Raw genomic sequence first — 13177 nt, 5'->3', positions numbered from 1 at the left:
GATGAGAGTCAACGGGCCTGCATGTGCGATATCTTCTCGTTTATATAAGCCTTGAAGTCGTCGCAGCCCAATATCTCGATGTCGTCGTAAAGACCGAGCACGAAGCGCCCGACAGCATGGAACGACACCACGTCGGCCGCGAAAATCCACCGCTCGCCGTCGGGAGTGATGTGGCTTTCCGATGCAGGATATTCCTCCACAAGCAGATTGTGCGACAACTGTCCGAGCCTCAGCTCCACACGCCTACACTCCTCGCCGCTGAACATGAACACGTCGGTATAAACCTGCTTATGCTCTTTCTCATACATCCAACCCACGTCCATCACCTCGACTCCTTTCATGCGCGACACCTTGAACGTCTTGTTCGTGTGCGAACTGAGGTCGTGACAACGCACCTCCAGTCCGTTGTTCATCAGCAGGAACGGCTCCACTATTCTGTCGGACACCGTCGCACTGTGAGGCGAAGAGTAGCTGCACAGCTTCACCACCCTCTTCGCCGCTATGGCATCCTTGAGCATCGCCACGTTGCGGTTCACCGTTTTTCTCACCTCCGGATTCGATATGTCGGTCAGACCATACGAGCGCGACAGCTTCACACGCACCGAAGCGGCCGTCGGGTCCTGCTTCGACTCACTGTCCAGCAGCCTCAGGATATACTCCGCCTCGCGCTCCGTCACGGCGATGTTCTCGTGAAGCCGGCGGAAGAACGACGAGTTGCGGTCCAGCTGATAGTACGTTCCCTTCTTTATGATGCGGAATCCGCAGTCCTTCAGATAGTCGAAATAATAGTAAAGATTGCGGCGCGTGATGCCCAGCCGTTCGGATATCTGCAGGGCCGTGAGCGGCGTCTCGTTTGTCAGCAGTATGATAAGTTCGAGCTCACGGCCGTATTTGTTCATTCTCATTGCATAATTGATTTAGGTTGAAACATTCTCCACCTCGCCGGCATAAAGCGGCTGTAAGGCTTCAGAATGGGCTTTCCGCCCCGATGCGTCAGGCGCAGTGGTTTGCCGGCCGTCATTTGTCTGCCATACGTGGCACACATCATGAGTACGGCGGAAAGACCGTAAGGTCAGTCCTTGAAGTCGAGCGACAGCTCCTCGTTGCCCAGAAGATTGTAGCTCATACGGTGGTATGGCGACACGCCGTGCTCGCGTATGGCCTGGCGGTGCTTCGCCGTCGGGTAGCCCTTGTTGCCTGCCCAGCCGTAGCAGGGATATTCGCTGTCGAGTTGTTTCATGTAGTCGTCGCGGAAGGTCTTTGCCAGTATGCTCGCCGCGGCAATGGCCTGATACTTGCCGTCGCCCTTCACCACGGTGGTGTAAGGCAGGTCGTGGTAAGGCACGAAACGGTTGCCGTCCACTATTATCGCCTCCGGGCGCACCTTGAGTTGGTCGAGCGCACGGTGCATGGCAAGAAAACTGGCCTTCAGAATGTTTATCTTGTCTATCTCTTCCGGCGTCACCTCCCCCACGGCCCATGCCTCGGCGTCGGCCATTATCTGCTCTCTCAGGGCATAACGCTGGTGCTCCGTGAGCTTCTTTGAGTCGTTCAGGGCACTGTTATTGTAGTCGGCAGGCAGTATGACGGCGGCCGCAAACACGCTGCCCGCAAGGCATCCGCGCCCCGCTTCGTCGCATCCGGCCTCTATGAGTCCTTCGTAAAAGTGTGGTTTCAGCATCTTATATCGTATCTGAATGATGTTTATGTGTGTTTATAACTTTAATTAACTGTTCGCAGAAAAAGTGGAAGTGTTATTTCCAGATAATGCATTACGTTTGCAAAATCAAATAAGAAACATACACTTTAAACGCATAACAGACAATATGGAAAAGAATATCATCCTTTCGCAGAGCAAGACCGATAACGTCAAAAGCCCGTTGAACCTGATCGAAACAGTATGCAAACCGTTTGAGAAACTCCGTCAATACTACTCCGATGTGCTTGAGGAGGAAGTGAGCTACGGACGCATGTGGCGGCTCATCAACGCCCAACTGGCATTCGTGGCGGCAGTCTTTCCGGTGGAAGCTCCGCTCACAGCGAGAGCCGTATGCACCGCGTGGCTCATCTGCGCACTGCTCAAATGCCGCCGCTGATGGTCCCGGCCGTCGCTGCCGGAACCATTATCACACGACAGGCAGAGGCCTTACAGGCTCAGTCCCGGCGGACAGCTCTCCTTAGAACTTGCCCACTCCTTGTTGGGTGTGTCGCCCATGACAAACTCCATGCGGCCGCCGGCGGCTATGTCGTCGTGGTTGATGTAGCTCTTGTCGTAGGGTTTGCCGTTGAGCGTGACGCTCTGTATGTATATGTTCTTGTCGGACACGCCGCGCGCCACAATCGTAAACTTGCGGCCGTTGCCCATCTTTATGGTGAGCTTGGGGAACGTCGGGCCTGATATGTTGTAGTATCCCGCAGCCGGACATACGGGATAGAAGCCCATGGCGGCGAAGATATACCACGCCGACATCTGCCCAGAATCGTCGTTGCCCGACAGTCCGTTGGCTCCCAGACGATACTCGGTGTTCATTATGTTGCGCACCTCGCGCTGGGTCTTCCACGATTGTCCGGCGTAGTTGTACATGAAACTTATCTGGTGTCCGGGCTCGTTGCCGTGCCACATGCGGTTGCACGAGAACATGGAGTCGAGCTTCAGGATGTACTCCTCGCGTCCGCCCATACACTCCATCATGCCATACACATCGTGCGGAACATACCAGCTGTACTGGCAAGGCGTGCCCTGGGTGATGAACGAATGGCCGCGGTCGGGTCTCTTTCCATCGGCAAAGCGTCCGTCGGCGTGGCGTCCGTTGACGTAACCTGTTCGCGGATCGAATACGTTGCGGTAGTTTTTGGAACGCTGGAGCAGTTTTTCAGCCACGTCATCGTGGCCCAACGCCTTCGCCAGACGCGCCACGCAATAGTCGTCGTAGGCATATTCGAGCGTACGCGATGTCTGTTCTTTGCCATGATAAGCCTCTTTCACAGGATTTTCAAGAGGTATATATCCGTATTTGATATAATCGTCCAGCGCGCGGCGTCCCTTGCCGTCGGCGTAGTCTTCGTATTTTTCGGGCGTTTCGAACGCCATCTTCACAAGCGCCTCATAGGCTTTACCCACATCAAAATTGCGCACACCCTTGAAGTAAGCCTCCGCTATGAGCGACGCCGCATGGTCGCCTATCATCTCCTGGGTGAAGCTGTTCCAAGCCGAGAACATGGGCAGCCAACCGCTCTGCTCGTATTTGTTGACAAACGACTGCATCATGTCGCCCGACAGACGGGGCTGTAGCAGCGTGATGAGCGGATGGAGAGCACGGAACGTATCCCATAGGCTGAAGTTGTCGTAATAGACACCGGAGGCGCGCTCTATGGTCTTTCCACCGGCAAACGAGGGATAACGTCCGTCGGCATCGCTCAGCGCGTTGGGACTGAAAGAGGCATGATAGAGCGAGGTGTAGAACTTAACGAGTTCCTGACGGGTGCCGCCTTCGGCTTTCACAGTGCCGAGATGGTCTTTCCAGATGCGTGTCAGGGAAGAGCGTACCTTGTTGAAGTTCCACGAAGGATTCTCCACCTGCATGTTGTTGCGTGCGCCTTCTACGTCGCAGAACGACGAGGCCACCTTCACTATCACCTCATCGCCGGCCTTCACCTTGAAGCTAAGGTAGGCTCCTATGTTCTTGCGTCCGCCGTCAGAGGTCCGTCCCGCGTATATCGTACGGCCGTCGTAAGTACCGCAGCCGACGACTTTATTCTTCACCTGCACCAGGAAATGGCCGCTGAAGCCGGCCGGCTGGCCGGTACGCAGATACATACGGTGAACCGGATTGCAGCCAGTCACCTCGCCACGCGCCGCGTCTATGTTTACCTGTCCCTGTCCTTCGTCGCTGTTGGGAGTAATGACGAGATAGGCAGTACCGGCCTTGCGGTAGGTGAAACGGAATATGCCGGTGCGCGATGTGCCCGTCATCTCGGCCTTGATATTGCCGCCGAAAAGTTCTACCGAGTAGTAGTCGGGACGCAACACCTCGTCGAGATGGCTGAACTCCGACGCTCTGTCCTCAGGCATGCACTTCAGAGTGTCAAGCAGAGGCATTATGGACACTGTGCCGTAGTCCTGCGTGCTGCCGCCGCTTATGTAGTGGGAATTGCGGAATCCGTGCATGCGCGTCTTGTTGTAATAGTAAGGACTCACGCCGTGACCTTCCGAACTTTCTGTCTGCGCCGTCCAGAAGTTCATACCATATGGCACAAGCACCGCCGGCATACACTGTCCCAAAGGTTCGCGGCCGTGGGAAAAGTCGCCGTTGTTGGCACCGGTTCCGATGCTCGTATCAACATAAGTTATCAGATCGCCGGCCGTGGCAGGCATACATGCTGCGCCCGCTGCCACTAAGGCCAGGGCGGCTGCAAAATGTCTTAAAGATTTCATTATATCCGGTATTTGTTAAAGCTTCCTTTTTGTAAACACTTACAAAAATAAGTGTTTTTGGCATATTACGCAACACAACATAACAAAAAACGTCACCGGCAGAAGTCGGTGACGCTATGTTAAAATATCCGTTGTGTCATATTCCCCTTATTTTGACATCAGCTTGCCGGCCACACGGCCGTTCACATTCACTATACACACACCAGTGTATCCGCGAAAAGGCAGGACAACGGTCTCCGAACCGTCAGCACGATGGGATGCAAACAGAGTGCCATTTGAGCCATACAGTTCTACACTGTGCACTCCTTCAGGAGACACAACATGCAGATTGTCTCCCACAAGAGTCACTTCCGCACGGGCAGAAAAAACATCGCTGATGGATGTCGATGCGGTTACTGTGACAGATGTACGTTCGGAAATCTCGATCATGCCATCAGTAACAACACACAGTTCATAACGTCCGGCAGGCAGACGGCCTATATCCACCTTGCCACCAACACCGCTCATAGGGAAGCATCCGTAGAGTCCGTCGCTGCCATAAACAGCCACCTGCTCGTCGCCGAAGCACGGCAGACCCTCGTAGAAGGCCTCCACATTCTCAGTGGAAGCATATTCGGAGCGACCGGCCTCGAGTATCACAGGACGGCCGATGACAAAGGATGCACGTCCGCACGACTCATGATAACCGTCAGCGTTGAAATATCCGGCAAAGTAAACACCGGCTTTGAGAGGCGATTCAAAATTGATTGTACCTGCCACATTGAGCGTAAGGCTGCCCTGCGGAGTGTTTCCAACATAAGCATAAGTGGGACATCTTGAGCTGACGGGTACCGCCGAGCGTTCATAAAGTCCTATCCAGTCGCGGTCAATGCACGGTGCATTGTCATAGCTCACCACAACCGGATCGCCTTCAGCGTACACTTTCTTATCCGTACTGATGGTAGGCAGTGTCTGGTCGTCGCAGTTATCGCTCACCACAAACTCCACACGGTCGGTTATCTCCGTATATCCGCCATCTTTGAAGAGCACTGCGAAATAGGCCCCGGGGTCGTCGATACGACAGCGCCACGTGCCCGACACACCGTCGGTATAAGCAAAATGGTATGAAAGGTCGGCCGTTCCGGGAGTCTTACCATAAACATATACACCCACCCAGGCATCTGTTCCAACCGGAGCACCATCGTATTTGAACGCAACCTCACTGCCGGTGCGGAAGAAACGACCGTCGAGTGACAAAGCGGCCTGTGCGGTAGAACCGACTACAGTGAAGTTGACCGGAGCGGAATAGTCCGACCACTGCAAGTTGTCATTACGGTTGCGGGTACGTATATAATATGTGCCGTCAGGCAGAGAACCATTCTCTAACGACAGACGCGTGATGTCCTTACCGGCGTTTATATCAAGCGGCATGTACTTGTCATCCACTCCGTAGAAGTCCTCAAAGGTGGTAAGACGGTCGAGCACAATATCGGTGAAGTCACTGTTTTTTGAAATCTGATACTCCACAGCAGCCACATCGTCATCCTTAGCTTCCTGAGTAAAGACATAAGGCAAGGTAACATCACCCTGCACAGCCTTCACGACAGGCACTGCAGGAGCACTGCTGTCGCCAAGACGACGCACAAAACGGTCAACCAGCACATTGTCGAGAGCCAGACGTGAGTTGCCTATTGAATATGTCTCTACTGTCATAGTGAGCTCTACAGGGTCGAATTCTGCTATCTGATAAGTCCAGTGGTCGATTGTCTTCTGCACCTCCTCATGATTGAAATTGTCGGGAGTCTTGCCCCAAAGCTGTTCGTAACCTTCGGCCGAAGTGCCTACTCCGCCACCGCTTATGATATGATAGACAGGCGTATCGGTCATCTGTCCGCGGGCATAGAGATGATGATGACCGGAATAGTTGAGCACATGCTTGGGCGTGGACGACAGAATTGGCATTATCTCATTGAGCATCCACGGCGATACGTCACCTGAATACTGTTCGGCATAGAGCGGACGATGCTGTACACTCACGATGAAATCGACATTTTCATCGGCCGCAGCAGCCGCGATGACCTTGCGCACCCACATCTTCTGAGCGGCTGAAGGGTCGTCGGAGTCGAGCGCCACAAAGAGTGTGCGGCCGGCCAGATAAGCATAGTATGAGGCCGTGCCACTGCTGATGCCTGCGTAGGATAGCGTGTCGTAACGGTAATGGCCTTTATACAAACGCAGGTCCGGATCTTCGCGATATTCGTGGTTACCCACTACAGTCATTGTGGGAAGTGAAGGCGATACCGACCTCGACTTGAACAGATGCACCGTCTCATACAGTTCGCTCAAGCCGCCGTCCACCTGGTCACCTACGTTCATTATAAAACTTATGTTGTCCTCAAACGGCGCGTCGCCATATCTCTCAGCCACAGTCCGGCGCGCTGCGTTGATCATCCACTCGTAATCCGAGCGCTCGTTGCGCTGGTGATCGCCTATCATCAGCACACGTATTTTCTTTTTTGAGCCAGGTGACGGCATAGTACGGAAGCGGTAAATGGCACTCGTTCCGGCCTTACTCTCTACGCGATAGTAATACACAGCATCTGGCTCAAGATTGTCTATAACAGCCGAATTCCAGTAGTATGTACCGGCTATACGATTGGATCCGGCTTCCACCGACGAGGTCAGACTGCTTTCATCGCGACCGTATCTCACCACCGAGCCCGCACCGTCGGCCGAACTTTTCCAACTCACGCACACCGAACGCGAGGTATTCATGTAGATATACGGCACGGTCATGTCCGACCGTCCGTCGGGTGCTACAGTCAGACGTACAGCGTGATAGGTACCGTCATCTTTCGGGATATAATAGATGTCGGGCTCTGTGCGTTCCTGGCCGTCAATAAGTTTGCTGTCGCCATCGGTAATCCTGACTTCTGAGAATCCGGAAACCGTTTTCTGCGCAACAGCAGAATGTGAGGCAAACATCAGCATACATGCTGACACAATGATTGATCTGTTCATTTTCTGGTAGGTTTTTAGTGTTATGAATAATAGTTGTATTCTCCTGCCACGACACATTCATGCCGCGGTTTTCACGGTATATCGTATAAAGTAAAACAAAAGAAGGTCATTCGGAGTCAGACGAAGACCGAATGCAAATATAGCCATTTTCGGGTACAAAATATTCTTCATGCGTCACATTTTTATCATTATAGCGTCGAACTGACGTTTTTCCTGCCGCCACAGAATGAACCAGACAGAAACTTACTACAGACCAATAAAAACGCATAAACATGCAAAGCAGCAAGTAAAATATTCTGACAAACGAAATCTGAAAACAATGATGGCAGTACATCATAAACAGAGCAGAAAGTCAATACAGGCAATAAGAAAACGAGGGAAAAACACTGCGAGAAGACGACAGGCATACTTCCACGATGCAGAAAAGGCTTAATCACGCCATGAAACAGTCCATTTCATCGTGCAATAAAGGCTATATCGGCAGGCGAAAAAGACTGTTTTACGATGCGAAACAGACCTTATGGCACAATGCGAAAAGGGAATACATCGCGCGGAGACAGTACAACAGACATATCAGACTGATATATATTATAGTTTCATTATTATTTCATAATCTGCGTATATGCGTGTTGTAGGCCATCCGTCTGCAATTAACGGTCTCTCGAGGAGTTGCCGTCCGTGCGATATGCATATTCTTATAGGAAGAACAAATAAACATGCCGAAAAACAACCGGAGACGGAAACACTGCAGACGCATCCAGGAATTGTCGCCCCGGAAGAAGACAGCCATTATCCGTTCCTGTAAAAACGAAACAGGGAACCCGCCTCACGGCGAGCTCCCCATCCTGCTATTAACGCATTTGCTTTATCTCACAATAACTTTACGTACCTTTCCATCGGTCATTCTTACAATGTTCACACCACGCTCAGGCGCATCGAGGCGGCGGCCGTCAATGGCATAGCGCGCACTTTCAGTAGCCGTGGCGTCAGCATCTGGACGGCTGATACCGTTGGTTGTGAGCACAGCCTCGTTGGAGTAAGCGCTCTCACCGCTGTCGTAAACTGCCGTAACCGTATATACGGCTTCGGAATGTCCAGCTTCGGTGTCGGTGAACTTATTGGTGGTCACAAGCTCTGTATTTATCTTGACATTGTCGCGATAGACGTTGTAGCCGAGCAGTTCTGCTGCTTCCTGGCTGCCGTCATAAGGAGCATATGTGAAGTCGTCGATCATTAGCATCACCACGCGGCGTACACATCGTACGGCGAAATAGCGCGCGCCTTCTGGCACGGTGTATGTGTACTTACGCCATCCGTCACTAACGGCGATGTGGTCGTCTTCGTTCAGTTTGACGAAGCTGTCGTGGTGGTTGTCTGTCGTAGAGTAATATACGTTTATCCATTCGCTATCGTATGTAGCGGCCTTGGCATAGAACGATATTGTCTGCTGACGGCCGTCGAGGCGCGGAGTGATGAGCCAGTCGTCGTTTTCGGCAGGCCAGTCGACAGATGGACACACAAGCATCTGGCTGCTTGCATCGTTCACTGGCATAAAGGCGTCATCCATGTTGCCATCAACCCATACACCTGCCTGTTCAATATTGAACACCTGGAAGGCCATCGGCTCGCCCTGATGCTCGTAGCTGTTGGGGATACGGGGCGACACCATGGTGGTCGATTTGTCTGCGTCGTAAACGTTCCACAGACCGATATTGTCGATGATGAACGGCTCGTAATCCTCGAAATCGTCGGTCACAGTCTGCATTTCGCCATGCTCCACAGCCGGGATTGAGGCGGCAGCATTCCATGTGAGCGATGCATTACCGGGCGTTCCTGTAGCAGAAAGTCCGTCAACAACAGGAAGATCGGAGCGGCGCACAGATGTGGAAAGTGTCTCGGAAGCGTTATTTCCGTCGAATTCATCGGCATCATACTTCACGACAGCCTGCCATTCGTGGCTGTCGGCAACGGCATCGGCCGGTGTGGCTTTTACCTTATATGTGACGTTTACGGTATTGGCCGGCTCGACATCAGCTCCGTCGGCCGTGGCCACAACCTCACCGTCGCACACGAAATCAACCTTATAGCCTGCGGCTGTGTTACCACCACGGTTGAAGACAGAGGCTGTATAAGTCACTTCATCGCCTATGCCGGCACGCTTATTGTCGACCGTGAACGATGTGATGGCAAGGTCATTGACATATTCGGATTCGTCAATGCTTATGTTGTCAACATACATATTTCGATATGCTCCGGCATCAGCTTCGGTCGTAGCGAGCAATCCGATATTCACAAACGATGCTTCCTGCTTCGGCAGATTGACAACACACTCTACCCATCCGTCGGAATTCTCGTTCTGATAGAACACCGCATTGTCGATGTCCTGCCATTCGCCGCCATCGAAAGATATCTGAACCTGCAGGCGGTCGTTCACTTCTCCGTCCCACTCCGGGTCATACCATGGACTGCGGGCCTTGTAGAACCAGAAGCGGAGTTCGGGATTTACTGCACCGGAAAGATCGATGAGCGGCGACACATAGCGCGAACGAGCGCCATAATCAGCATATTTGGACTCGGCAACTATCATTCCATTGTCGCTGTCCTGCGTCATAACCTCTTCAAATTCGCCCATTTCATCGTCACCGATGGTATGCCATTCGAAGTCGGCTACAGTTCCATCAACATACCATGGAACAACTGGCTTCTGTCCGGCAAACGATTCTTTGTAGGGGAACACAAGCGGAACACCACTCAGAACCGACGATGACACAACCGGTTCACCACTCTGTCCGCCTGCGACAGGCGTAATGGTGTAAGCCACAAGAGCCTGGCCGTGCTCCACGGGAACCTTGTCTGTATAGCTCTCACCCTTGTGCGAAGTTGCAATCACCTCATCACCACGGGATATAGTGTATGTCATGTTGTCGAAATCAACGTATCCGCCGTTGACCGAAGCAGCCGGAGCAGTCCACGTAACAGTGACGCTCTTGTCTGCATTGAGTTTTGCCACGGCGTTGGTGGCAGCCACCGGAGTGTCGAGTCCTACGAAAACTTTCTGTTCGGAAGCAGCACCCTCGCCCTCTGCATTTGCTGCTACAACACGATAGGTGTTGAATCCGTGGGCAGGTTCTGTGTCTTTCCAGGTCAACGGTGCGCCTGGTTTCACATCTTTGTATGTCTTTACAGGCTCTTCGCCGCCATTGCGATAGATGTTGATATCAACATTTGCTGTCAGCGTCTCGTCTGTGGCAGTAACGTCAGGAGCCACAAACGACAGATCGGCCGACATACCACCAAGCTCCGCCGGAACAACTGTCAGACCTGCAACTGCACCAGGCACACCTGCCGAAGCGATGTCCGTCACAGACACATTATCTATGTCTATACGATGCATATTCGGCTGACTGTATGCGTAAAAGCCCAGACGGTAGTTTCCGTCAGCGTTGACATATATCTTCAGCGTCTTGGTTCCGGAGTCTGAAGAAGTGACATTATTATAATCGGCAAGCTCTTTGGTGAATGTTGAAGGTTCGGATGAAGTACCAAGAAAAACCTTCAGATTTTCCGGCATCGAATTTATTCCAAGATAGAACTTCAGTTCGTACACTCTTCCGGCAGAAAGATGGAACTCCGGAGAGATGCACCAGTCATCGCCCGGCAGGCCGGTCTGATAATCCAACATGTAGGCCGCCGCACCGTTGAGAAATTCCCATGTGCGTCCGCCGTTGTTGTCAACAAGTGTCCAGCGGGCAAAATCGTCTTCGGTGTCGAAAGTCTCTCCAAACACCACATCACCGCTATCGGCACGGGCACCGCTTGCAGCCAGAGCCAGGAAAGCCACAAACAGGTGTCTTTTAATAAAAAAGCGTGGAATTCTGTACATTTGCTTTACTTTTAAAGAATTAACGTCACAAAATTACATTAATTCCCTTTTTATGCAGATGTCCGGCACCACTGCATTACCACTGCATATATATCGTTATCCCGCAATATCGGCAAGAAATTCGTGAATACTCACACCCGGAGGCACACCGAGTTTCTTACGCAGTCGATGACGCGACGACTCGACACTCCGTACTTCGCGACAGGTAAGAGCGGAAATTTCCTTTGTTGACATACCTATGTGCAGATAGGCGCACAGACGCAAGTCTATCTTACTGAGATTGGGATAAAGCTGCGACAGACGATTGAGAAAATCTGGGTGCACTTCATCGAAATACACTCTGAAATCCTCGCTCACAGGTTTATCGTTATAATGATGCAGGGCGTGTATTATCTCGTTGAGCTTTGTGTGGTCCAGGTTCTTGTTTTTTGCCATTCCATCGCGAACTTCAGTTAATTCGTCGCATAATTTGCGATGGAATTCGCTTATCGATGCAAGATCTATAGTGTAAGTAGTGAGCTGTCGGTTCTTGCTGTCCAGCTGGTGGTTCATTTCCCGCTGGCGTCTTTCGTGCTCACGCTGTTCATAAAGCAGCAGTCTGTCACGCTGGAGATTTATCAGCCGGTTCTTGCGTCGATCGGCACGGATGCGCAACAAAAGCAGAACAATGAGCACAGCAAGTATAACAAGAAACACGGCTACGATGCATACCATGAGCGTACGACGGCTTGCAATGGTTCGATAAATATCAACCGATGCCTCCAGACTGCTGTTCATGTTTTTCAGACGTTCGGAGTCGTAGGCTACAAGAAGCTGCCGCAACTGCTCGTCGCTATTGTCACGCCAAACAGAATCACCCGTTTCCTCATACTTCAGAATATTGTGCAATGCCTCGATGGAATCGCCAAGAATGAACGATATGTCGGTAAGTTGCCTATAGGAACGTGTCTGTACCGTGAGCGGAGTTTCTGGCAGACGGGCATGAATGAGCTTTACCGTACGGCGAGCATCACTCTCTTTGCCGAGCAAAGCCTTGACATAGGCTGTGTTAAGCATTGTCTGAAGTATGTCAGGATTGAATTTCAATCCGGTCTGAAGGCGTGATGCTTTCGACAGTTCAGCCTCTGCACGTGCATAATTGCCCTGCTTGCAGAACACTTCGGCACGATTTGTGTATATCAACGACTGCCCGAGCCTGTCACCGGACGATGTATATCTGAAGGCACTGTCCATGTAACAGAGCGCTTCTCTGTACTTTTTCCGGTCGTAAAATACAAGTCCAAGATTATTATAATTGTTGCGTATACTGGCAGAATCGTTTAAAGATATGTTTATCTTAAGAGCACGCCGTAGCAGATCCACAGCATCGGAAAAACGTCGGGAAGAATAATATATACCGAAGATATCGTTGCACAGACGTGCGTAACTGCGGTCGTCAGACAACGATTTGGCCATTTTCATCGCACTGCGATACAGGCGCAGTGCCTTGTCCAGGTCTCCAAGCGACTGATAATTTTCCGCTCTCAGACGGTTGACATCCATGAGTAGTTTTATGTCAGAATGGCCCTTGCCTGTCATTGACAGACTGTCCGAAAGGCGGTTAAGCAGAAACAGCGCCTTGGCATTCTGTCCGTGTTCGGTCAGCGAAAGCGCCTTGAGATAAGTACGATGACCCTCGCTCTGAACTGGCTCTGCCGGAAGAACCGATGGAATGAAGAAAAAAAGAATGAAAACAACCGAGAATGACAGTCCTTTACAATACCTTACAACAATGTTACGACACTTTCCTGCACGACGGAAAGAGTCGTAACAACAGATAGAATTTAGTTTTTCGTGAAAAAGCGGAATCATTTTCAGAA

At 51.6% G+C, this 13177-nt stretch carries 7 protein-coding genes; 1 reads left to right on the top strand and 6 read right to left on the bottom strand.

Annotated features, from left to right (window positions below):
* Nucleotides 1–8 precede the first annotated feature (8 nt).
* Together WKT13_RS02890 and WKT13_RS02885 are read right to left on the bottom strand one after the other, a co-directional pair.
* Nucleotides 9–905, bottom strand: coding sequence for a helix-turn-helix transcriptional regulator (locus tag WKT13_RS02890; RefSeq protein WP_340322740.1), 897 nt, complete (start codon nt 903–905; stop codon nt 9–11).
* A 167-nt stretch (nt 906–1072) separates the two neighbouring features.
* A complete protein-coding gene (locus tag WKT13_RS02885) occupies nt 1073–1681 on the bottom strand; it encodes a ribonuclease HII (RefSeq protein WP_340322739.1) in 609 nt (202 codons plus the stop codon).
* Nucleotides 1682–1826: 145 nt separating this feature from the next.
* On the opposite strand from WKT13_RS02885, the gene WKT13_RS02880 reads away from it, so the two are divergent.
* The gene (locus WKT13_RS02880; RefSeq protein ID WP_298618091.1) at nt 1827–2096 is read left to right on the top strand and encodes an ATP-binding protein; all 270 of its coding nucleotides are present in this window, start codon (nt 1827–1829) and stop codon (nt 2094–2096) included.
* 50 nt (nt 2097–2146) lie between these two features.
* On the opposite strand, the gene WKT13_RS02875 is transcribed toward WKT13_RS02880, so the two are convergent.
* The 4 genes from WKT13_RS02875 to WKT13_RS02860 all read right to left on the bottom strand — a co-directional run bounded on the left by WKT13_RS02875 (nt 2147) and on the right by WKT13_RS02860 (nt 13169).
* On the bottom strand, nt 2147–4435 hold the full coding sequence (locus WKT13_RS02875) for a GH92 family glycosyl hydrolase (protein ID WP_340322738.1): 2289 nt from the start codon (nt 4433–4435) through the stop codon (nt 2147–2149).
* Nucleotides 4436–4582: 147 nt separating this feature from the next.
* Complete coding sequence (locus tag WKT13_RS02870) at nt 4583–7435, bottom strand: fibronectin type III domain-containing protein (RefSeq protein ID WP_340322737.1); 2853 nt, start codon at nt 7433–7435, stop codon at nt 4583–4585.
* Between the two features lie 865 nt (nt 7436–8300).
* On the bottom strand, nt 8301–11318 hold the full coding sequence (locus WKT13_RS02865; RefSeq protein ID WP_340322736.1) for a CARDB domain-containing protein: 3018 nt from the start codon (nt 11316–11318) through the stop codon (nt 8301–8303).
* A 96-nt stretch (nt 11319–11414) separates the two neighbouring features.
* A complete protein-coding gene (locus WKT13_RS02860) occupies nt 11415–13169 on the bottom strand; it encodes a tetratricopeptide repeat protein (protein ID WP_340322735.1) in 1755 nt (584 codons plus the stop codon).
* Between the last annotated feature and the right edge of the window lie 8 nt (nt 13170–13177).

Source organism: Prevotella sp. HCN-7019, from assembly GCF_037890215.1.
Classification (GTDB): domain Bacteria; phylum Bacteroidota; class Bacteroidia; order Bacteroidales; family Bacteroidaceae; genus Prevotella.
This window is presented reverse-complemented; position numbering and strand designations above follow the sequence as displayed.